Source organism: Nodularia harveyana UHCC-0300, assembly GCF_034931085.1.
In the GTDB taxonomy this organism is placed as follows: Bacteria; Cyanobacteriota; Cyanobacteriia; order Cyanobacteriales; family Nostocaceae; genus Nodularia; species Nodularia harveyana.
The window spans coordinates 47,148-69,264 of record NZ_JAYGHG010000010.1 but is presented as its reverse complement, the minus strand read 5'-3'; the positions used below and the strand labels follow the sequence as shown (position 1 = coordinate 69,264).

Below are 22,117 nucleotides of genomic sequence, written 5' to 3'. Positions count from 1 at the left end.
CGCGCAGTGGCTTTTTGTTAGACATTGCCTACTCATCATAGATAAGGTAGAGCGACAATGTTTGAATTAGGTTACAATTTCCATGAATTTAAACTCTCTGAGCTTTATTTATAGGAAATCTTGTTTCATGAGCAAAGATGCTGAATTTGATATTGCGTTGTCATTTGCAGGAGAGGATCGTCCCTACGTCGATCAGGTGGCGAACTTTTTAAGAGATTCGGGTGTCAAAGTTTTTTACGATTTGTTTGAAGAAGTAAATCTCTGGGGTAAAAACCTTTATGATTACTTGACAGAAATTTATAAAGATAAAGCTCTGTTTACTATTATTTTTATTTCCGAGCATTACAGTCAGAAGTTGTGGACAAATCTTGAACGTCAAGCGATGCAAGCACGAGCGTTTCAAGAGAACCAAGAGTACATATTACCTGCTCGATTTGATAATACTCAGATTCCTGGCATTCTACCCACAATAGCTTACATTTCTCTTGCTAATCGAAGTCCGAATAAATTTGGAGAAGTAATTCTAAAAAAACTCGTTTACAGTGGAAGAACTGTCCCATCTGAGTTAATTCGTAAGTCGCTTTACTCAACATCAACTGTTCCACGGGTTGATCCGATCAACTCAAAAGTAATTGTCAGGTCAACTGATGGTGAGCCAGTCTCCTCTGCCAGCGTAATAGCAATTGCTGATAATAGCACCATTAAGTCTGCATCAACTGATCAAGAAGGCATTGCAAATTTAATTATTCCCACCCGTAGACTGTACAAACTTCTTGTCGCGCACTCAGTATATTCTGGTGTCGTTATAGAGTCTTGGGACCCTCATGAGGATATTATAATTGACTTGTTTGCAGTAGAACGAATAGGTTCAGTTATCTGTAAAGACACTTGTTATATAAACGGTCTTGCAGGAAGATTGAACCCCATTCTTGATACAATAAATCGTACTTACCTTTATGCAGATAATATTGCAATTGATGGTGGTAAGCAACAGCCAGTTACATTTAGTATTAATGTTCCTTTTGAGCTAGAAGACTGCAACGGTGTAGTAATGGAAGTCCGCGTTTTATACATTCAAGGTAGGACTTCATTACTTCAATACATTAAACCCCTACACAATGACTGCTAACACCGCGCTGCACTGGAACACATAAAACAGTAAGATTATCTGTTAAATTACCGCAGTGGTTTACGTCCGGGAGATGAAACGTTAGGTAGCAAAAGATATATCCCTCCTTTTGCTATCCTATAATAGTAAATCATTCCCCGATCATGCCGATGATTGCTTTACCCGATGAATTATTGTCGCAAACAAGATGATTTATATACTTATTTCCGTCCAGAAAAAACCTCCCTTTCCACCTGAAAAGCCTTAAATCTCTCCACCGCCATTTCACAGTAATCAGACCTAATTTCAAAACCTAAAAATATCCGTCCTAACCCTACTGCTGCAATCCCAGTAGAACCAGAACCAGCAAAAGGATCAAGCACTACCTCCAACTGATTTGAACAGGCTTTCACAACCCTCTCCACAACCCCTAAAGGAAACTGTGCTGGATGTCCTGTGCGTTCTTTTGAACTACGTTTTTTACCCGTAGTAATTTTAGGAAATTCCCAAACATCAGAAGGATTTTTCCCCAGAGGATTACATCTGTATTTACCATGCCTTTTCTGATGAGGATATTTCACATTTGCATCACGAATATCATCTAAATTAAAAGTATAATTCTGTGCATCTTTAACATAAAAAAGCCATTTTTCATTACGTGGACTGAGACGATATTTTGTCGAGACACCAGCGCCATATTGCCATACCACCTCTTGGAGTAAATAAAACGGTGACTTATCCCATAATAAATAAGGTATGGGTACACATAAACCTTGGTCGGGAACTTGAAAATGTCCCACATTTAACCAAAATGCCCCATTAGCTTGGGTAATTTTATAGATTTGAGACATCCATTGAGAACAACTGGTAATATACTCATCTACAGACATTGGTGTTTCATATTCTTTACCAATGTTGTAGGGTGGAGAAGTAACAGTTAAATCAATATTGATATTTGTTAAAGTAAGTTTATTTAAAAAATCTATTGTATCACCATGATAAAGAATAAATCCATTATCAGCATAAAACGGATTACCTAAAACTTTAAATAATTGTGTTTCTAAAACTTTTTGTTTAACAGAGAGATGATACTTTAACTCTTCAGAAAAACTCTGTAATAGTGAAGATGGAACAGACTTAGTAGCTTTGTGCGGTGCAATTCCTTCAGCAAGATAAGTATTATGGTTCTTACTGGCTATCTTTCGCGCCGGATTCTTTGGCTCTGGAACCTTCATACTTCATCATTTTTGAGATATTTCCAGATTTTATCACCAAGAAACAACCGTTTCCTATATCAGTAAAATTCCTATTTCCTTCCTACCCCATAACACCTAAAATTTAAGGTGCGTTAGCATACGGCATAACACACCCTAAGTTAAATTTGCTTCTAACGTTTAAACCACTACAAAATTTACTAACCTACCAGGAACCACAATCACCTTTTTAATCTCTTTACCTTCAATGTAGCGCTGAACTAATTCAGATTCACGAGCGTACTTCTCCAACTCAGCTTTATCAGCCTGTGCAGGAACTTCAATATCGGCACGTTTTTTGCCATTAATCTGAATTACCAAAGTAATTTCATCAGTCACCAAAGCATCTGGAGCAAAAGACGGCCATGTTTCAGTGTGGATAGAATTATTATTACCCAATAACTGCCACAATTCATCAGCAATGTGTGGGGCAAAAGGCGCTAGCATGATCACTAAAGTTTGAATACCTTCAGCATAAATTGGCGAATTGTTGCAGTCGGCATCATTGAGAGCATTACTTAACTTCATCAATTCGGAAACAGCTGTATTGAATTGATATTCATCTTCTAAATCCTCTGTCACAGCTTGAATAGCCGTGTGAATTGCCCGCCGTAATTCCTTTTCTGGTTTACTTAAATCAGAGAGTTGGGCTTTTTTACGTGATACGCCAGCCGCAGCATAATCTGTCACCAAACGCCAGACCCGATTTAAAAAGCGAAATTGCCCTTCCACATCGGCTTCATCCCATTCCAGGTCTTTTTCTGGGGGTGCTTTAAACAAAATGAACATCCGCGCCGTGTCTACACCATACTTACTAATTACATCTTCTGGTGCTACACCATTGCCCTTAGATTTAGACATGGTGGCATAGAGGCGTTGCAATGGTTCACCTGTCTGGGGGTCGCGGGGGTCAGATGCGTTGACTAAATGAGAGGGAACCCATTTATCTTTACCACCCTTATTAGGATTCATGTAAGTGACACCCTGTACCATGCCTTGAGTTAACAGGCGTTGAAAGGGTTCATCAAAGTTCAATAAGCCTCTGTCCCGCAGTACCTTAGTAAAGAAACGGGAATACAACAGGTGTAAAATGGCGTGTTCAATGCCACCTACATACTGGTCTACTGGCATCCAGTCATTAGTTTTGGCGGGGTCAAAAACTTGTTGTTCGTTTTGGGCATCAGGATAGCGCAAGAAATACCAGGAGGAATCAATAAAGGTATCCATTGTATCCGTTTCGCGCCGGGCGGGAGTGCCGCAAGTGGGACAAGGGACATTTACCCAGCTTTCTAACTGAGTCAAAGGTGAACCACCCCTACCGCTCAATTCCACTTCTTCGGGTAACTTAACTGGTAAATCTTCATCTGGCACAGGCACTATGCCACAATTAGGACAGTGAATTACTGGTATGGGTGCGCCCCAATAACGTTGTCGAGAAATTAACCAATCCCGCAAGCGATATTGGACGCGCAGTTTCCCAAAGTTTTGTGATTCGGCATATTTAATGATTGCGGCTTTGGCATCTGTGGAACTCATGCCAGTAAAAGACCCAGAATTAATTAAAATTCCTGGTTCAGTATATGCCTCGTGATATTCAATTTCAATCAGTTTTGTAACTTCATCTGTTGCTGATGTTGGCGTTAGGTCAAAATCTGTCACATCATCGGGGGAAGCAATGACAAACTGAATGGGTAAATCATAAACACGGGCAAATTTAAAATCTCGCACATCATGGGCAGGTACACCCATTACTGCACCCGTACCATACTCATACAGTACATAATCGGCAATCCAGATGGGTACTTCTTCGCCAGTAAAGGGGTTGATGGCTTTACCACCGGTGGGGATACCCCGTTTGGGTTTGTCTTCGGCGGTACGTTCTAACTCGCTTTGCTGAGAAACTTCTTGAATAAAAGCTTCTACATCTGTTTTTTGGGCTGGGGTGGTGACAACCTGGGTTAAAGGATGTTCTGGTGCTAATACCAGATAGCTGACACCATAAACTGTATCTGGGCGTGTGGTGTAGACAGCGATTTTTTCATCCATCCCCACCACAGGAAATTCTAAATAAGCGCCTGTGGATTTACCAATCCAATTAGCTTGCATTAACTTGACCCGTTCCGGCCAACCTGTTAATTTGTCTAAGTCATTCAGCAATTCTTCGGCGTAGTCGGTAATCTTTAAAAACCACTGCCGTAATAGTTTCCGCTCAACTTTTGCCCCACTGCGCCAAGAACGTCCTTCGTTATCAACTTGTTCGTTGGCTACCACAGTTTGGTCAACGGGGTCCCAGTTAACTGCGGCTTCTTTTTGATAAGCTAACCCGGCTTGCCAGAACTGCAAGAAAATCCATTGTGTCCATCTGTAATAATCTGGGGAACAGGTAGCAACTTCGCTGTCCCAGTCAATGGATAAACCGAGACACTGTAATTGTTGCCGCATTTGGGCAATGTTTTGATAAGTCCACTTAGCCGGAGGAACTCCTCTATCAATGGCGGCGTTTTCTGCTGGTAAACCAAAGGCATCCCAACCCATTGGGTGCAGTACCCTATATCCTTGCATTCGCTTGAGGCGTGCAATCACGTCGGTAATTGTGTAATTACGGACATGACCCATGTGTAGGCTGCCCGATGGATAGGGGAACATGGAAAGAGCGTAGAATTTTGGCTTGTGACTATTTGCAGGTGTTTTGTCTAGGCCAAGTTCTGCCCATGTTTGTTGCCATTTTTCCTCAATGTCTGCTGGGTTATATCGGGAATCCACCAAAAATTCTCCTAGAGGACTGTAATTTTGTGTGCTTACATATTGTAGATGCTAGACACTGTAATGAGTTGATTAAAACCAAGATTTCTTGGTTGGCTGAGGGTTTGTATTTATAAGGATTCAAAGTCGGCGGTAAATCCGGTTAAGTTTACACATTCTTCCTGAAATGCTTCGGCATCGCTGACATCTTCTATTTTATATCCCATGATTCTCGTGCCATCTGGCATTTTTTTGGAGGAAATACACTCGCCTTGATATTTGTCTGGCATGGTTTTAAAGTTTGCGCCGTGTTGTTTCCACGCATCACCAGAACAAGTAACATTCACCCGCCACATAATTTATCTCGTTTACTAGTTATCACTGGTGATTATCTCATAAATCTGACAATAATTGAATAAGAAATAACTATGTTGGCGTTAGGTTTTCTCTTGGAAGAATTATATAAAATAACAAGGTAAATGCTTTTGGATATCGTCTAAATTCAATTCTGAATTATCTGGCTTTTCTATCTAAAGGAGGTGTTTATTCTTTAAATTCTTGCTCATAATGTGTATGTAGGACGATATGTCCAAATTTTTTAGGACTTACGCAAAAATTACGGAATAACTAACCACTCCAGACGCAGAGGACACAGAGGAATTAGAATTTGAGAGAGTTTTTGCGTAAGTTCTGATGTTATTGCATTCGCTAAATAGGAAGGGTTAAAATGCCGAATAATATTAAGGAACAAATTCAAACTGATTTGCAGCAGGTTAAGGAAACTGGAAATTTAAGAACTGAGCGCATTCGAGAAATTGTGAAGTCTGCTGTTTCTCAGCTAGGTTCGGAATTTAAGGCTGGTTCTAATGATATTCGGCTTCTGGTAAAGGATGCAGTTTCTGCTGTGATTGAAAATTGTCAAGATAAGGGTATGGAAATCCGAGAGGAGGTGACGGCTTCTATTGAAGGGGCGCTGGAAGGTGTGAATAATAAACGACGCGATGCTATGGTGAAAACTCAGGCAGAAGTGAAAAAGCTGCAAGCTCAACTGGATAGTGAGGAGGAAGAAATTCAGCAAGAGGTTAATGGTATTTTAGCAGAGATTGAAGAAACTGGTAAGGACAAAACTGATGATACTAAAAATGCCATTGCTGCTGCTATCCATACTATTCGGGATAGTGAAGAAGTCTCTTTATTAAAGAAACGTTACGCTCAATTACAAGCGCAAATTTCTATTGTGAGAGCGAATTTTGCGGCGCGTTATGGCGGACGGGATGGTGAAGTTAAAGATTATATTGATGAGGCTAAAGAGTGGTATGATCAAACTCGCCCCCAAGCTGAAGCTCTAGTTAGTCAAGTAGACGAGAAGCGATCGCAACTAGAGGATAAATTAAGTGAGGCTGGTTCGGCTCTGGCTAAAAAGGAGCGTCAAATTAAACAGACTTTACGAGAGTTGCTGCTATCAACGGCTGATATGTTCAAAGAGAAGGAAACTGTTGATCAACATGAGGAAGTTATGAAGAAGTAGGTTTATTTTTTATTTAAACCTATTCCTCTGTGTTAGAAATGGCGGCTATAAAAACAAAGTCCGCTTAGGCGGACTCAGGAAAAATTAACAACTTGGAAATGCTAAACGGTTCTCCTGTATAGCCGCTTTTAATAACTACCTCGTTCTGCATTTGTTTGTTCTTCGTGTTTAGCAATTACCCAAACTGCATGGATACTACCGGGAAGCCACCCTAATAGTGTGAGTAAGATATTAATCAGTAATGTGGGTCCAACACCTACTGTAAGAAAAACACCTACAGGGGGCAATAATAAACCTAAAAGGAAACGGAAAATTTTCATGATTTGGTGATGTTGTTTAATTACGTTTTTGTGAGATTTTACTCATCGTTTATCGAGAAGGTAATTGGCTTTAGTTATTTACATCACTGCTGCTTAAAGCCGGATTTCTTTCGGCAAAATAATTGTTAATGAAGGTGCTAGCAAAAGAGAGAATTACTGGACCTAAGAGAAATGCTATCAATCCGCGAACTGCGAATCCAGGAACTATTACTGCTGCTAACCAGAAACACAAACCGTTAACTACTAGGGAAAATGCTCCTAATGTGAGTAAGTTAAGCGGTAAAGAAAGAGCCGAAAGCACTGGTTTAACTGAACCGTTAATCAAGCCAATTACTACAGCCGCAATCATGGCTGCGGGAAAATTAGCAATGTTAACTCCTGGTACAACTAAATCCACAATTAACAAGCTCAATGCTGTAGCTATAGCGCCTAAAAATGTTGCCCACATTATGTTTACCTCAAAATACGTGTCTTGATTCTATTATTTAATAATTCATGGGGTTTTACATCTCATGTAAGATAGATTCTGCGTCTACCATTGGGATGATTATCAGTTCAACATCTTTGGAAAAAACCCTTTCTAAACCTCTCCCCCAAAAGGCTAGGGTGTACACACAATTTGGGAAATTCTCTTTTCTTTTGTATTAACAGACCCCACCCCCAACCCCTCCCCCGTTCGCCCTTGGCGTTTCCGAAGGAAAAGTTCACCCGGAGGGAAACCCTCCTTGTGACTTCTCTCCGCAAGCGAGGAGGGGAGTTAGATTTTTGATTAAATCTTGTTTTGATGAGATTATTGTTTGACGGCTTTCATGGATAAACTAATACGTTTCAATTTTTCGTTCACTTCTAAGACTCGGACTTTGACAACTTGTCCCACTTTGACGATTTTCTGGGTATCTTCTACGAATTTGTCGGCTAGTTGGGAAATATGCACTAAACCATCTTGATGTACACCAATATCGACGAAAGCACCAAAGTTAGCAACGTTGGTAACAATTCCCTCTAGTTCCATTCCTACCTGTAAGTCGGAAATTTCTGTGATTCCTGCTCTAAATGTGGCGTATTTAAATTCTGCACGGGGGTCTCTTCCGGGTTTGTCGAGTTCGCTGATAATGTCCCGCAGTGTGGGTTCGCCTATGCTATCGGTGACGTATTTTTTGAGGTTGGTTTTTTTGAGTTTGGCGGCTATTTCTGTTACCTGATTTAAGGATACATCTAAATCAGATGCGATCGCCTGGACGAGAGCATAACTTTCTGGATGGACTGCTGTATTATCTAAAGGGTGTTCACCGTCCCGAATTCGCAGAAAACCCGCAGCTTGTTCAAAAGCCTTGGGTCCCAATTTCGCCACCTTTAACAGTTGTCGGCGATTCTTAAATATTCCATGTTCGTTGCGATAGGCGACAATATTATTAGCAATTGTGGCTGTAATTCCGGAAACAAAGGTCAAAAGTTCCTTAGAAGCCGTGTTTAAGTCCACACCGACGTAATTCACGCAACTTTCTACAGTCTCATCTAGTTTCTTTTTCAGCAACTTTTGATCAACATCATGCTGATATTGTCCCACACCGATAGATTTCGGATCGATTTTCACTAGTTCCGCTAAAGGATCTTGCAAACGGCGACCGATACTAATCGCACCCCGCACGGTAATATCTAAATGGGGAAACTCCCCTAACGCCACTTCACTAGCAGAATATATAGATGCGCCCGACTCATTTACCATGACTTTAACGGGTTGGAGATTGATTCCTTGTAAGACTTCGGCGACAAATTCATCTGTCTCGCGGGAAGCTGTACCATTACCAATTGCAATTAACTGTATTTGATATTTTGTCAGCAGATTTTTGAGAGTTTGTGCTGCTTTGGCGCGTTGTTCAGCAGCTTGGTGAGGAAACACCGCCTGATATTCTAAAAATTGTCCGGTTTGGTCTAGTACCGCAACTTTACACCCAGTTCTAAACCCAGGGTCTATGGCTAGGGTGGGTTTCATTCCCGCCGGTGCAGATAAAAGTAACTCTCGCAGATTTGCTTCAAAGGTTTTAATTGATTCTATATCAGCATCGGTTTTTTTCTGAGAAATCACCTCGCCGATAATGGAAGTTTTCATTAACCTATTAAATGCATCTTTGAGCATTGCTTGATAAAATTCCCGAATTATGGGATTTTTGGTGTGAATTTCTCGTGATTGCAGATACTGAAGTACGATATCTTCGTCAAAAGCAACTTCATAGTTTAAAATTCCCTCAGCTTCACCCCGAAACAAAGCCAGCAGATTATGGGGAGCAATATTTCTTACCCGCATCTGATATTTACGGTACATTTCAAATTTGGTTGTTCCTTCGGGGTAATCTTTTTTGATGTCAGAGATAAATACCCCCTCGGCGAGGAAGTAGTCACGCAGATATGCCCGCAATTCGGCTTTTTCTGCCACTTCTTCGGCTAAAATATCAGCAGCACCTTTGAGGGCTTCTGGTGCTGTTTTCACTCCCTGGTCTTCGGAAATATACTTAGCTGCTGCGGCTTCTAGTGGTGCGGTTGCAGAATTAGGAACATTGAGGGATTTGATGAACTCTGCTAAGGGTTCTAAACCTTTTTCTCTGGCTATGGTGGCGCGGGTGCGGCGTTTGGGGCGATAGGGGAGATATAAATCTTCGAGTTCGGTTTTTTGGAGACAGGATGCAATTTTGGCTTCCAGTTCCTCTGTTAGTTTACCTTGTTCGGCGATCGCATTTAAAATCACCGCTTTTCTGGCTGCTAATTCTGTTAAATAAGTGTAGCGCTCAAACAAGTCACGCAGTTGGACTTCATTCATTTCCCCGGTGCGCTCTTTGCGGTAACGTGCAATAAAGGGAACCGTCGCACCTTCTGCTAAAAGTTCTAAGGCGTTGTCTATCTGATGGGGTTTGAGGTCTAATTCTGTCGCCAGTAATTGCGGAATGTTCAGCATCGGGTGTTTAATTTCAAAAAATTACTTATAAATGTAATATGCTAGGTCATCTGCTCAGTATTTTACTCCAAGATATTTATCTGCGTTCCCAATAATCTATTGTCTGAGTAGAAGAAATTGCACTAGAGAACGCACCCTACAAGATCGCACTAATTTTAGAGCGCAAATCGGCTATTTCATCCAGAAAATCTTATGGTTGCAACATCTCTACAGAAACTCCCTGGATTTTAATTACTCCCCACCAACAACATCCGCGCTTCTATTGCTTCCCAGGTTGTCGGTGATACCCGCACTGCTGCTTCTTTGCATTGGATAATTAGGTAATTGACATATAAATAATTATCTAAAGCTTTGATTTCTTTCTCAGATAAATCAATCATTTCTAGAGTGAGATTAAAACCATTACGTAATGTTTCTATCAATTTTTCAGCAAAAGCTAGATGTACTTCTTCTGGTTGTTTATCGTTGGGTATTTTAGCTTTTAGTGCTTCCAGTCGAGCAAGTAATACAGTTAAATTGAGTTTTTGATTAAAGATTTGTAATTTCTCAATGCTACTTATGTAATCAATGATCTTGGCGATGGCGTTGGCGTTGGCGTTGGCGTTGGCGTAGGCGTTGGCGTTGGCGTAGGCGATGGCGTTGGCGTAGGCGTTGGCGTTGGCGATGGCGTAGGCGATGGCGTAGGCGTAGGCGTAGGCGTTGGCGATGGCGTTGGCGTTGGCGTTGGCGTAGGCGTTGGCGTAGGCGATGGCGTAGGCGTAGGCGTAGGCGATCGCAACTGCACGTTTTCCAACTGGTTTATAATCACCTGAAGATCCTACCGTGACCTCTTCCGCCCAATTTAATAAAGCTTGTAATTTTGGGGTATTAATATATTTTTGTACTTCCTTTTCCATCAATAACAACAAATCATCTGTACCACCCCGCATTACTCCCGCAACTAATAAAAATACCTCCTTCCAACGTTTATCTATCAAATGTTCAGTAACTAATTTTTCAACTAGGTGATAGTCATCAATATATTGTGCCGTTAAATATTCCTGTAGCGTCAAATGAGAAAATGAAAATACATCTTCCGCCCGTTCTACTAAAATTCCTTGTTGAATCGCAATGGCATTTAAAACTGCTTCACCATCTAAATTCTGTGGTGCATTCAAATTACCAGACAAAAAGGTTTTTATTTGGTCAACAATTTCTGATTCCGAGAAAAATAGCCGATTAGATGCAAACCCATTATAAGCAATTTCTGCAAGTAATAACTCTTCTAATTCTGTATGCAGTCCTTGATAAATTTCATCTCGCAAAATTCGCTTTTCAGCAGCCCACTCTTCTAATAAAATTCGCAACGCCTTTTTATATAACACACTGCGATTATTAGGGAAATTCTGAGAACGGTCATATACTAAACACAGAAAAGTCAGTAATAAAGGTGTATGTGCTAATTCTTTCGCAGCTTCATTTTCTGGCTTTTGCAATAACTCCCAACATTTCTCCCCCGTTTTCGCCTGTTGATCATCTTCTCCCTGAAACCAATTATTAATAAACTGCTGAATTTGTTCATCATCAAAATCAGCCATAGCCACATCACTAAACCGTCGGAAATTATGCCGATAAGCCGCAGTCCGACAGGAAGCTATAAACCGATTTTGATCATATTGATCAACAAAGTTCTGAATTTGATTAATAGTTTCATTTAAGTTTTGACTAGGAACTTCATCTAAGCCATCTAGTAAAATTAGTAATTTACCTTGTTCTAAAGCCTTAGCTGTAAATTTCTCTGGAACTGGAAATCCGCAAATACGAAATTCTTCAATAATAAATTTTTTAATATCAATCTCACTCGATGCAAACCTTTTCAATTCAATAAAAACCGGAATACAATCATGTTGAAATCCTCCTTTTTTACCTTTGAGTGCTTCCAATCCCATTTTTCGTAAAAATGTAGATTTTCCCGCACCTGGTCCACCCAAAACCATCAAATATTGTTTTTTATTTGCAACTTCAATCCCTACTTCTTTCTGACAGTCCTGAGAATCAAGCTTCCGACTTTTCCCTTCTCGATATAATTCTTCTAATTTTTCAATAGATTCAAAACCACGAATAGCATCATCATTTAAAAACTGCACTGCTGTATACACAGATTCCAGCTTCACAGGTTCACGCATTCCCAAAACTTTGAGAATACCGTGTCTTTCCTGATAATTCTGTCCATATTGGTGGGAAGCACCAAAAATCAGTTGTTTTGTATTTTCATCCAGGTTTTTACCAAACATTCCCAGAAATTTACCACCAGTTCCCCAAAGAGATTGGAAAATGGGAACAGCGACACCGCTAACCGCAGATGCTAATAAAGGTTCAAATCCTGTCATAATCCTGAAATTAGTGAATATACCTCAAAATATAACTTAATCAGAAAAATGAGTCGCATTTAAAAGAGGATTTAGGGGTTGAAATTTAATTTCAAATATGTTATTATAAATTTGATAAGGAAGAACCATCATAAAATAATTAAGTGCGTGACGCTACTCCTAAGACAATTTGAACACCTGACTCTGCGAGGTTTTTGTGAGTCGTGATTTTTAGGCGATCGCATAACATAGGATTATAACTGACTTCAAAACAGCAAATATATGCTAGAAGCAACTGAGTCTAGCTACTTACCTGTTTATCCAAATTTTGGTGAACATCTGACAATCAATTAAAAAAGTGAATATAGTCTGCTGTGGTCTAAACTAGAAAGTCTACGCTTTTGTGGAGGTAGCTAAATTCCAGCGATCGCCCGATAATAGCATCAATGCCTGTTTCATCTGCGTAGCTATAGAGTTATAAAATTGTCCTATAATTATGTAGTATTGCTAGCCTAAATAGACTGCGATCGCATTACGATTTAGTCACTTTTCTGTTTTAAAAGTTTTATTCTAGAAAATTCTGGTTAAGATAGTATATCTGTTCTACTCAGACTCCCACCCCAAGATTCCAGACATCCATATAATTCCTATATTTAGAGGTTCCTAATGGCGATTAACACCGATACTTCCGGCAAAGAAAAAGCATTAAATATCGTACTCAACCAGATTGAGCGCAGCTTCGGTAAAGGAGCAATCATGCGCCTGGGCGATGCAACCCGGATGCGAGTAGAGACAATTTCCACAGGGGCCCTCACCTTAGACTTAGCATTGGGTGGAGGATTACCCAAAGGACGAGTAATTGAAATTTATGGGCCAGAAAGTTCTGGTAAAACCACCGTAGCCCTACACGCCCTCGCAGAAGTCCAAAAAAATGGTGGTGTCGCCGCCTTCGTTGATGCTGAACACGCCCTTGATCCTACCTACGCTGCGGCTTTGGGTGTAGATATTGAAAACTTGTTAGTTTCCCAACCTGATACAGGAGAATCCGCTTTAGAAATTGTGGATCAGCTAGTGCGCTCCGCCGCCGTTGATATTGTCGTCATTGACTCAGTAGCCGCCTTAGTACCTCGTGCCGAAATTGAAGGTGATATGGGTGACATCCACGTTGGTCTTCAGGCCAGGTTAATGAGTCAAGCCCTGCGTAAAATTACTGGTAATATAGGTAAATCTGGCTGCACAGTCATCTTCATCAACCAGTTGCGGCAAAAAATCGGTATTACCTACGGTAGCCCAGAAACTACAACTGGTGGTAACGCCTTAAAATTTTATGCTTCAGTCCGCTTGGATATTCGCCGAATTCAAACCTTAAAAAAAGGTAGTGATGAATTTGGTAACCGAGTTAAAGTCAAAGTCGCCAAAAATAAAGTAGCCCCACCCTTTAGAGTCGCGGAATTTGACATTATCTTTGGTAAAGGAGTTTCCACCTTGGGCTGCTTAGTTGACTTAGCCGAAGAAACAGGCGTAATTGTTCGCAAAGGAGCTTGGTACAGTTACAAAGGTGATAACATTTCCCAAGGTCGAGATAACGCTATTAAGCACTTAGAAGAGAAGCCTGATTTTGCTGCCGAAATCAAGGAATTGGTACGTCAAAAGCTAGATATGGGTGCTGTTGTTTCCGCTAATTCAGTATCCAAGGCTAATGAAGAAGAAGAAGATAGTGAATTAGAAGAAGAAGAATAAAACTTATACACAGCCTGTCAATACGGCAATATCCCATAACAGACTGGACTAATATCAGTTCAGTCTTTCCTATTTCCAATTATAATAAACCGCGTTTACCATTAGGTCGGATTGTCATCCAATTAGTTTTCGCTAACTCCAGCTGCTCATCAGAAACCCTCGCACCAGTCAGGTTAGCACCACACAAATTAGCTCCTCGGAGATTAGCATTGCTGAGGTAAGCATCACTGAGGTCTGCGCCACGCAGGTCTGCGCCTTCTAAATTAGCATGGTTGAAGTAGGCTTTGCTAACATTAGCATCCCTGAGATTTGCTTTAGTCAGACTAGCTCTACCAAAGTCACTATTGTGGAGATTAGCACCTTGGAGATTAGTACTTTGGAATTGGGCGGAATGAAAATTTGTTTCAGATAAGTCAGCACCCGGTAATTTCAGAAAACTTAAATTGTGCAGAGCAAAATCTCGTCTTCCTTTTAAATAAGCCGTAAGTACACTTTGGGCATCCAATTTCCGCTTTTGATAATTTTTACGCTGTGAACCGAGATTAGAGTTATTTCCCAATTTTGGGGATTTTCCCTTGTAAAGTCCATGACGCACTCCGTCTCCTTCTGCATTCTTGGCTCGTCTAGCCCGAATTGCTGCAGCTACTTGTGCTGCACTTCCTCCACTATTAGACCCAGCAGGGTTTTGGGGTGAAATTTGAGGATTATTTGGATGGGGATGTATTGGATCTTTCAGACTAGGATCGGATTTAACCAACAAACCCTGGGCTAAACTGTCTAAATAGGGTTCTATATCTAAAGCTCTTAATACTTCCTCTGCTGACTGGTAGCGATGGCGTACTGACACATCTAACATTTTTCGCAGTACATTTTTGAGATGATCATTAGCTTGCACCAAATGCTCCCATACAATTTCCCCTGTTTTGGGATTGTAATCTAAATCTTTAGGTGTTTTACCACTCAGTAGATAAATACAGGTTACCCCCAGGGCGTAGATATCACTGGCATACACTGGACGCATTGCCATTTGCTCTGGAGGGGCGAAACCAGGAGTACCAATGGCATAAGCTGTTAATGCTGTTTGTTCCGATGGATTTAATGCAGCTTGGCTGACTTGATTTTTGACAGCGCCAAAATCGATCAGTACCATTCTGGCATCTTGAGTCCGGCGAATCAAATTGGCTGGCTTGATGTCACGGTGAATTACTTTCTGCTCGTGGATGTATTGCAACAATGGCAAAACTTCACTCAAAAACTGCTTGACTCCCGCCTCGCTTAAAGTACCATTCAGCTTTACCTCTTGTTGAAGAGTCGCACCACTAATATATTCTTGAATTAAATAGAATTGTTCTTTTTCTTCAAAATAATCGAGTAACCTTGGTAATTGGGGATGATTACCAATCTTACCCAGGGTTTTAGCTTCCCGCTCAAATAACTCTCGCGCCATCTGCAAAATGTGTGGTGCGTTTCCTGAAGGACGTAGTTGCTTAATTACACAACTTGGTTCTCCGGGTAAGGCCTGATCGTTAGCTAAAAATGTTGCTCCGAAGCCACCTTGACCTAATGGCTTGATCACACGATAGCGATCGCGCAATAATAATGGTGAGCCACAAGACTGACACCTATGGCTATATGGGACGTTTTCTGGATTTGGACAGGTAGGATTTAAGCAATAGCTCATGCACTGTCAACTCGCTGCACGAATAATGACTGGAAGCGTTACACACTCCTTTAATTATTAACACTCACCATTCAGTCTTGCTAGGTGATTTTTGCGGTAAATTCCCAGAGAATTTACTCAAGTTAACTCGGAATTACGCAAAAAAATTATCAAAAAAAAATTGCCTATGATACTTACACTCTCAAATAGTGTCTAGGCTCCATTCTCTAAAAAACTCAATATTTAGTCCCCATATTCTAATCTATCTCAATATCACTAGTAAATATACTTTATTTTAGGCGGTTATATAAATTTTTTTAACGGTTTTATTGCCTGACAAATTCACTCATCTCCGCTATAGTTGAATATATGTTCATGTGTTTGCTATAATCAACCAAAAGTGAAGGAGAAAAATATGACTACCATCAACCAAATGAAATGTGCTTGTCCCAATTGCCTTTGTATCGTTTCACTAGAGGATGCCATCAATAAAGATGGTAAATACTATTGCTCTGAAGGCTGTGCTGAAGGTCATAAGACCATTAAAGGCTGTAATCATAACGGCTGTGGCTGTTAACAACCTGCACAGCATATAGACGGATGGCAATTCCGCTATCGCTGGTTAAACAATGCTGAGTGCTGAGTAAAGATACCCACTCTAGGGCTAATCATCTAAATCTTAATTATTTTTCTACTCAGCACTCAGAACTTATAGACTAGATAGCACTTCTCGCGCAGCAGCCAAAGTCTGTTCAATATCGGCTTCGGTGTGAGCCAAAGAGGTAAAACCAGCCTCAAACTGAGAAGGTGCTAAATAAACACCGCGTTCTAACATACCTCGATGGAAGCGACCAAATTTAGCCATATCTGATTTTTTGGCATCTTCGTAGTTATGAACTGGCCCAGAGGTGAAAAATAAGCCAAACATAGCGCTAATGTTACCACCACAAACTTGGTGACCAGTTTCCTGGGCAATTTGCACCAACCCATCTGCTAACTTCTGAGTAATTTGATGGAGATACTCATAAGTACCAGGCCTCTGTAACAATTCCAAAGTTTTAATCCCAGCCGTCATTGCTAAAGGATTACCCGAAAGAGTTCCTGCTTGATAGACAGGACCGGCGGGAGCAATCATGGACATAATATCCCGACGACCACCATAAGCTCCCACTGGCAAACCACCACCAATCACCTTACCCAAGGTTGTTAAATCTGGTGTGACACCAAATTTTTCCTGAGCGCCACCGTAAGCAATCCGAAAGCCTGTCATTACTTCATCAAATACCAGTAACGCCCCATGTTCATGGGTAATTTCTCGTAAACCTTCCAGAAAACCTGCATCAGGAGTAATAAACCCAGCATTGCCCACTACTGGTTCTAGAATCACACCAGCGATTTCGTCGCGGTTTTGTTCAAACAGGGCTTTAACAGCTTCTAAGTCATTGTAAGGAGCTGTCAGCGTACTGCTAGTGGCTGCTTTAGGTACTCCTGGTGAATCTGGTAAGCCCAGTGTAGCCACACCAGAACCAGCCTTGACTAGGAACATATCGGCGTGGCCGTGGTAGCAGCCTTCAAACTTAATGATTTTCTCCCGGTTGGTGAAAGCCCGCATTAATCGCAGCACTGCCATACAAGCTTCAGTGCCTGAATTCACAAATCTCACCATTTCGATGCTAGGAACAGCATCAATTACCATTTCAGCCAGTACATTTTCTAGTAATGAAGGAGCGCCGAAGCTAGTACCTTTTTCTAAGGCTTCATGGAGGGCTGCGATTACTTGTGGATGGGCATGACCACAAATAGCTGGTCCCCACGTCCCTACATAATCAATATATTTGTTGTCATCTACATCCCAAATGTATGCGTCTTTAACATGGTCAAAAACAATGGGTTGTCCCCCTACTGATTTGAAGGCACGAACTGGAGAACTCACTCCTCCTGGCATAAGATTTTGGGCGGCGGCAAAGATTTCTTGTGATTTGGTGGTTTTAATTGTGGTATTTACCAAAACTCTCTCCTTAATGTGGAAAATAAAAAGCTCTATCTTAGGATAGGGTGAAAAACTGTTTAGAAATTTTACCTTATAGCGTTATCCGTACTAAGAAACTCAGAATATATTATCTTAGTCCAATCTAGGCTAGCTTTGAGAAATCGACACTAATTCGCACTATCCTGGTTTTAACTTGCCTATCCATTAGTGTGGTCAAGATGGAGTTTGCTAGAGATATGAATGCTTTTATTTGAACTAAATGATTAAGTTTAATTTTACAGAAGCATACCATCTGCTCTATTCAGAATGGTATCGTGAATCCATGAATAATGTTTAATCAAAAAAAATTAACTGGTATGTTTTCTACTGATCCGCATTCACTAGTACAGTCTATTCCTGTTGATCAGATTTCCTATGATGAACGGGGTTTGGTGCCGGCAATTATCCAAGATTATTTGGATGGCACTGTGTTAATGATGGCGTGGATGAGTCAGGAGTCATTACAAAAGACTTTAGACACTGGAGAAACTTGGTTTTGGAGTCGTTCCCGTCAGGAGTTATGGAATAAGGGGGCGACTTCTGGACATATTCAAAAAGTCCAAAGTATTCGTTATGACTGCGATAGTGATGCATTGCTGATTGGAGTGGAGCAGCTAGGAGATATTGCCTGTCACACTGGTGAACGCAGTTGTTTTCATCAGGTAGACGGTAACATTGTTCCTCCACCAGGGGATACATTATCTCAAGTATTTCAGGTGATATGCGATCGCCGTGACCATCCTGTAGAGAGTTCTTACACCTGTAAGTTATTGGCTGGTGGCGATAACAAAATTTTAAAGAAGATCGGTGAGGAAAGCGCGGAGGTCGTAATGGCCTTTAAGGATAATGAGGATGATGCGATCGCCGGCGAAGTCGCCGATTTACTCTACCATACCCTAGTTGCCCTAGCACATCATCAAGTCGATTTGAAGTCAGTATATCGCAAATTACAAGAACGTCGGCGATAGAAGAAGCAGGGGAGCAGGGAGCAGAGAGCAGGGAGCAGGGAGCAGGGAGCAGGGAGCAGGGGAGCAGGGAGCAGGGGAGCAGGGAGCAGGGAGCAGGGAGCAGGGAGCAGGGGAGCAGGGGAGCAGGGAGCAGGGAGCAGGGGAGCAGGGAGCAGGGAGCAGGGAGCAGGGAGCAGGGGAGCAGGGAGCAGGGGAGCAGGGAGCAGGGAGCAGGGGAGCAGGGGAGCAGGGAGCAGGGAGCAGGGAGCAGGGGAGCAGGGAGCAGGGAGCAGGGAGCAGGGGGGAAAAAATTTCCCAATGACTAATGACCAATGACTAATGACCAATGACTAATGACCAATGACTAATGACTAATATTTTGTAATTCTTATCATTCTCGAAAATTTTCCTCACCAATTCCACAGGGTTTCCACAGCAATACTGGTAGTTTTCCACAGGTGTTCTACGAGCTAATCAGTAATTGCAGCTTTCCTGGGGATTGTTGATTCCGAAAAGCCAGGAGCCTAAGTTACTGAGTTATTGTAAAGTTAAGTAACACAAATTGAGCCATAACCCTGATTATTGCGTCAATATTTGTTTTACATCCCACCGGATGTAACATTTCGTAGCATTGACAAACCCACCCCCTCTTGGCGCACAATGATGCGACTGGCTTTTATATTCTGTTCAACCACTGACACCAAAAATCACCTCAAATACTAGTGGTGATTGTCAGGTAAATGCAGAACTATCTCAGTTGAACCTCCTATCAGTGCCAGCAACTCGTCTCTCTTCATTGACCTCAGAGAAGGAAAAACTCATGAACACAACAGTTAGTCTATTGACAGAAATTCCGGGAACACTCGATGAATCCCTCAAAAATTACTTAGAAACCCACCCCGATTGGGATCAAAAGCGAGTCATGACTGCTGCTTTGTCCCTGTTTTTACTTCAAAATGGGGAGAGCGATCGCCGCGCCGCTCGTGTATATTTAGAAACCTTGTTTCATAATTGTTAAAGATAAATGCCCCTGCACCAATTAGCCAGCCATCAAAATGCTGGTAAGTCGGTGGGGAAAACATTTATGACTATTTGATTCTGGCTCCTGCCTGAGCATCTCATAGATGTAGATCAAAGATGGCAAGGGCAAGATCAATTAATAGCCTATTAATCTCAAAATACTTATAGCTAAAGTAGGTAGGCTGGAAAACTTACAAGTTTGTGATTGGCAGTAAAATAAAGTAGAAGGAAGCAACAACCCTAATGGGAAGCTACACAAATGCCAAAGTCAGAAACTTTCGACATTTTGTCACACAACAGAGTGTATGCCTCCGTACCTACTTAGTTACTTAATCAAGCATTAACCATCGAAAACTCCACATCTCAGATAACATACTCAGGAATGGGTTTCCAACTTTGGCGAGTGCGTAGGGCATTCAAACTTATATCCTACACCACGTACAGTTTGAATTAACGCTGGTTGGCTAGCATCAATTTCAATTTTCTTGCGAATTTGACCGATGTGTACATCTACAACCCGTTGATCACCAACATATTCATAATCCCAAACCTCTTGAATCAGTTCTGCACGCCGCCACACCCGACCAGGATGGCTAGCTAAAAAATGTAATAAATCAAATTCTAAAGCAGTTAAGGGTATCGATTGGTTGTTCAGTGCCACTTCCCGTCGAGCAGGATCAATCATTAACTTTTCAAATACTAGGCGCTTTTGTTCAGCAGTAGTCACAATTCGCTGTCGTCTCAAAATTGCCGCTACTCTAACTTCTAACTCTCCCAACCCAAAAGGCTTGGTGAGATAGTCATCAGCGCCTTTAGAAAAACCGCGAATTTTGTCGGCTTCGTCGGCGCGGCTAGTCAGCATCAACACAAAAACACCATTACGACTTTGCATTTCCTGGCAGAGGTTAAAACCTATGACATCTGGTAAATTTACATCTAAAATTACCAAATCAGGGTTAAATTGCTCAAACAGGGCTAAGGCTGTTTTACCATCCTCAGCAGCCTCTACCTGATAGGTCTGCTTAATCAAAAAGCGTTGGATTAAATTTCTGACCGCAGGGTCGTCATCAACTACAAGAATCTTGGCGGGAGCCATGACCATCACTTTGCACAAAAATTCCTAAGATTAACATGAAGTAGAATTGCGTAAAAACGCAGTTTCCACTTTGGGGTTTATTTAAAACTCTACAGGGGTAAGGAGTGCATTTCCTGATTATCCAAAATAATAGTGTAATCAAAATTATGAAAAATCAAACTACGAACACTTTATTAGTCACACATATACTTAAATGCAGGTATGATAATTATCAAGGTTGAAGCATCCTAGACAGATATTTTTCACATTTGCTACAGCAGTTTGCTAACATCCTAGAGTTTATTTTCCCAATTTAGGGAAGATTTAAAACTTTTTAACTTTAAATCCATATTGAGATACATACCACAATCTATTGAGAGATTAATTCCAGTAAATTTCCTTAAAACACTCTAAGATATTAACTTTTGAACAATAAAACTCATTTTTTTGGGTCAAAAATGGCTAAAAAGCATTTCTAGCTCAAGTTCCACAGTCAAGGGCGCATTGAGTTAGGGCATGAAGGTATACACGGAGTGATAGCAATATGTTAAAGTTGACTTAGTTAAAAATTCCCGGTCAATCCAACTTAGCCATGCTAATATCCTGGTAGGGCATAGAAATGGGTTGATACGTTGGTTTCAATCAAGAGAAAACCTCAAACTGTTTTTCCTGCAAATAAGACTGCCGCTGACTAAGGCTAAAGAAAGTATAAACTCCCATGAGCGATCAAAATCCCTACGAGAAACTTGGGGTATCAGAAGATGCTAGCTTCGATGAAATTCAGGATGCTCGTAATCGCCAATTGGAGCAATACAATGGCGATGCCAAGAGTTTAGAGATCATTGAAGTAGCTTACGATGCGATTTTAATGGATCGCCTACGGATGCGCCAGGAAGGTAAAATCAAAGTACCTGAACGAATTAGGTTTCCAGAATTGCGAGTGCAATTGCCTGCAAAGGAAAGTCCCAGTCCCCAACAGCAGTCCCCTATATGGCTGCAACGAATGCTCGACCAACCCGCGCCTACAGATATACTGTTACCTGGAGCTTGGTATTTGGGTTTAAGTGCCATCAGTGTATTTATTCCTCAAATTTTACAGTTAGCTTTATTAGCAGGTGTAGGAGTCACTGTTTACTTCCTCAAACGCAAGGAAGAAAAGTTTGGTAGAGCAGTTTTACTCACCCTGGTGGGTTTAATTTTCGGTTTAATTGTCGGTGGACTACTTGCTAGCTGGCTGTTTTCACAAATAAACTTGGTTCAGTTAACATCTGAGCAGTTCTCTACAGTATTCACATTTATATTGTTGTGGCTCATTAGTAGTTTTCTACGTTAAGCCAATGAGTATTTGGGACTGTATACTCACAAATAGAGATACCTGACCAAAAATCTAGGGGGAA

Annotated in this window: 17 protein-coding genes; 7 read left to right on the top strand and 10 right to left on the bottom strand. The window is 41.2% G+C overall.

Annotated features, from left to right (window positions below; genetic code table 11):
• The first annotated feature begins 127 nt into the window (after positions 1 to 127).
• Positions 128 to 1,129 (top strand): toll/interleukin-1 receptor domain-containing protein, encoded by a 1,002-nt coding sequence (locus VB620_RS08885; RefSeq protein WP_323195784.1) that lies wholly within the window; start codon positions 128 to 130, stop codon positions 1,127 to 1,129.
• A 200-nt stretch (positions 1,130 to 1,329) separates the two neighbouring features.
• Here the strand turns inward: VB620_RS08885 and VB620_RS08880 are convergent, their stop codons facing one another.
• The 3 genes from VB620_RS08880 to VB620_RS08870 all read right to left on the bottom strand — a co-directional run bounded on the left by VB620_RS08880 (position 1,330) and on the right by VB620_RS08870 (position 5,459).
• Positions 1,330 to 2,343 (bottom strand): DNA-methyltransferase, encoded by a 1,014-nt coding sequence (locus tag VB620_RS08880; protein WP_323195783.1) that lies wholly within the window; start codon positions 2,341 to 2,343, stop codon positions 1,330 to 1,332.
• 159 nt (positions 2,344 to 2,502) lie between these two features.
• Complete coding sequence (leuS, locus tag VB620_RS08875) at positions 2,503 to 5,124, bottom strand: leucine--tRNA ligase (protein WP_323195782.1); 2,622 nt, start codon at positions 5,122 to 5,124, stop codon at positions 2,503 to 2,505.
• 110 nt (positions 5,125 to 5,234) lie between these two features.
• Positions 5,235 to 5,459 (bottom strand): hypothetical protein, encoded by a 225-nt coding sequence (locus VB620_RS08870; RefSeq protein ID WP_323195781.1) that lies wholly within the window; start codon positions 5,457 to 5,459, stop codon positions 5,235 to 5,237.
• Between the two features lie 371 nt (positions 5,460 to 5,830).
• Between VB620_RS08870 and VB620_RS08865 the strand changes: the two genes are divergently transcribed.
• Positions 5,831 to 6,631 (top strand): histidine kinase, encoded by an 801-nt coding sequence (locus VB620_RS08865; RefSeq protein WP_323195780.1) that lies wholly within the window; start codon positions 5,831 to 5,833, stop codon positions 6,629 to 6,631.
• Between the two features lie 128 nt (positions 6,632 to 6,759).
• Here VB620_RS08865 and VB620_RS08860 read toward each other — a convergent pair whose 3' ends face one another.
• The 4 genes from VB620_RS08860 to VB620_RS08845 all read right to left on the bottom strand — a co-directional run bounded on the left by VB620_RS08860 (position 6,760) and on the right by VB620_RS08845 (position 12,270).
• Positions 6,760 to 6,951 (bottom strand): YqaE/Pmp3 family membrane protein, encoded by a 192-nt coding sequence (locus VB620_RS08860; protein WP_323195779.1) that lies wholly within the window; start codon positions 6,949 to 6,951, stop codon positions 6,760 to 6,762.
• A gap of 70 nt (positions 6,952 to 7,021) precedes the next feature.
• The gene (locus tag VB620_RS08855) at positions 7,022 to 7,399 is read right to left on the bottom strand and encodes a phage holin family protein (RefSeq protein ID WP_323195778.1); all 378 of its coding nucleotides are present in this window, start codon (positions 7,397 to 7,399) and stop codon (positions 7,022 to 7,024) included.
• A gap of 342 nt (positions 7,400 to 7,741) precedes the next feature.
• The gene (locus VB620_RS08850) at positions 7,742 to 9,901 is read right to left on the bottom strand and encodes a Tex family protein (protein ID WP_323195777.1); all 2,160 of its coding nucleotides are present in this window, start codon (positions 9,899 to 9,901) and stop codon (positions 7,742 to 7,744) included.
• A gap of 227 nt (positions 9,902 to 10,128) precedes the next feature.
• Complete coding sequence (locus VB620_RS08845; protein ID WP_323195776.1) at positions 10,129 to 12,270, bottom strand: NACHT domain-containing protein; 2,142 nt, start codon at positions 12,268 to 12,270, stop codon at positions 10,129 to 10,131.
• Positions 12,271 to 12,915: 645 nt separating this feature from the next.
• On the opposite strand from VB620_RS08845, the gene recA reads away from it, so the two are divergent.
• Positions 12,916 to 13,989: a recombinase RecA gene (gene recA / locus VB620_RS08840; protein WP_323195775.1), complete on the top strand. Its 1,074-nt coding sequence runs from the start codon at positions 12,916 to 12,918 to the stop codon at positions 13,987 to 13,989.
• A 79-nt stretch (positions 13,990 to 14,068) separates the two neighbouring features.
• Here the strand turns inward: recA and VB620_RS08835 are convergent, their stop codons facing one another.
• A complete protein-coding gene (locus tag VB620_RS08835; RefSeq protein WP_323195774.1) occupies positions 14,069 to 15,670 on the bottom strand; it encodes a serine/threonine-protein kinase in 1,602 nt (533 codons plus the stop codon).
• 394 nt (positions 15,671 to 16,064) lie between these two features.
• Here VB620_RS08835 and VB620_RS08830 point away from each other — a divergent pair, with 394 nt between their 5' ends.
• A complete protein-coding gene (locus VB620_RS08830; protein ID WP_323195773.1) occupies positions 16,065 to 16,226 on the top strand; it encodes a metallothionein in 162 nt (53 codons plus the stop codon).
• A 132-nt stretch (positions 16,227 to 16,358) separates the two neighbouring features.
• Here VB620_RS08830 and hemL read toward each other — a convergent pair whose 3' ends face one another.
• Complete coding sequence (hemL, locus tag VB620_RS08825; RefSeq protein ID WP_323195772.1) at positions 16,359 to 17,657, bottom strand: glutamate-1-semialdehyde 2,1-aminomutase; 1,299 nt, start codon at positions 17,655 to 17,657, stop codon at positions 16,359 to 16,361.
• A gap of 338 nt (positions 17,658 to 17,995) precedes the next feature.
• Here hemL and hisIE point away from each other — a divergent pair, with 338 nt between their 5' ends.
• Complete coding sequence (hisIE, locus tag VB620_RS08820; RefSeq protein WP_323195838.1) at positions 17,996 to 18,646, top strand: bifunctional phosphoribosyl-AMP cyclohydrolase/phosphoribosyl-ATP diphosphatase HisIE; 651 nt, start codon at positions 17,996 to 17,998, stop codon at positions 18,644 to 18,646.
• 799 nt (positions 18,647 to 19,445) lie between these two features.
• Positions 19,446 to 19,643 carry a DUF2811 domain-containing protein gene (locus VB620_RS08815; RefSeq protein ID WP_323195771.1) on the top strand — a complete coding sequence of 66 codons (198 nt, stop codon included), beginning with the start codon at positions 19,446 to 19,448 and terminating at the stop codon, positions 19,641 to 19,643.
• A 378-nt stretch (positions 19,644 to 20,021) separates the two neighbouring features.
• On the opposite strand, the gene VB620_RS08810 is transcribed toward VB620_RS08815, so the two are convergent.
• Positions 20,022 to 20,741 carry a response regulator transcription factor gene (locus VB620_RS08810; RefSeq protein ID WP_323195770.1) on the bottom strand — a complete coding sequence of 240 codons (720 nt, stop codon included), beginning with the start codon at positions 20,739 to 20,741 and terminating at the stop codon, positions 20,022 to 20,024.
• A gap of 697 nt (positions 20,742 to 21,438) precedes the next feature.
• On the opposite strand from VB620_RS08810, the gene VB620_RS08805 reads away from it, so the two are divergent.
• Positions 21,439 to 22,053: a CPP1-like family protein gene (locus tag VB620_RS08805; RefSeq protein ID WP_323195769.1), complete on the top strand. Its 615-nt coding sequence runs from the start codon at positions 21,439 to 21,441 to the stop codon at positions 22,051 to 22,053.
• The last annotated feature ends 64 nt before the right edge of the window (positions 22,054 to 22,117 follow it).

Coding starts and splice junctions, on each gene's coding strand:
- VB620_RS08885 (WP_323195784.1), top strand. CDS start 128: ATGAGCAAAGATGCTGAATTTGATATTGCGTTGTCATTTGCAGGAGAG.
- VB620_RS08880 (WP_323195783.1), bottom strand. CDS start 2,343: ATGAAGGTTCCAGAGCCAAAGAATCCGGCGCGAAAGATAGCCAGTAAG.
- VB620_RS08870 (WP_323195781.1), bottom strand. CDS start 5,459: ATGTGGCGGGTGAATGTTACTTGTTCTGGTGATGCGTGGAAACAACAC.
- VB620_RS08865 (WP_323195780.1), top strand. CDS start 5,831: ATGCCGAATAATATTAAGGAACAAATTCAAACTGATTTGCAGCAGGTT.
- VB620_RS08860 (WP_323195779.1), bottom strand. CDS start 6,951: ATGAAAATTTTCCGTTTCCTTTTAGGTTTATTATTGCCCCCTGTAGGT.
- VB620_RS08855 (WP_323195778.1), bottom strand. CDS start 7,399: ATGTGGGCAACATTTTTAGGCGCTATAGCTACAGCATTGAGCTTGTTA.
- VB620_RS08850 (WP_323195777.1), bottom strand. CDS start 9,901: ATGCTGAACATTCCGCAATTACTGGCGACAGAATTAGACCTCAAACCC.
- VB620_RS08845 (WP_323195776.1), bottom strand. CDS start 12,270: ATGACAGGATTTGAACCTTTATTAGCATCTGCGGTTAGCGGTGTCGCT.
- recA (WP_323195775.1), top strand. CDS start 12,916: ATGGCGATTAACACCGATACTTCCGGCAAAGAAAAAGCATTAAATATC.
- VB620_RS08835 (WP_323195774.1), bottom strand. CDS start 15,670: ATGAGCTATTGCTTAAATCCTACCTGTCCAAATCCAGAAAACGTCCCA.
- VB620_RS08830 (WP_323195773.1), top strand. CDS start 16,065: ATGACTACCATCAACCAAATGAAATGTGCTTGTCCCAATTGCCTTTGT.
- hisIE (WP_323195838.1), top strand. CDS start 17,996: ATGTTTTCTACTGATCCGCATTCACTAGTACAGTCTATTCCTGTTGAT.
- VB620_RS08815 (WP_323195771.1), top strand. CDS start 19,446: ATGAACACAACAGTTAGTCTATTGACAGAAATTCCGGGAACACTCGAT.
- VB620_RS08810 (WP_323195770.1), bottom strand. CDS start 20,741: ATGGCTCCCGCCAAGATTCTTGTAGTTGATGACGACCCTGCGGTCAGA.
- VB620_RS08805 (WP_323195769.1), top strand. CDS start 21,439: ATGAGCGATCAAAATCCCTACGAGAAACTTGGGGTATCAGAAGATGCT.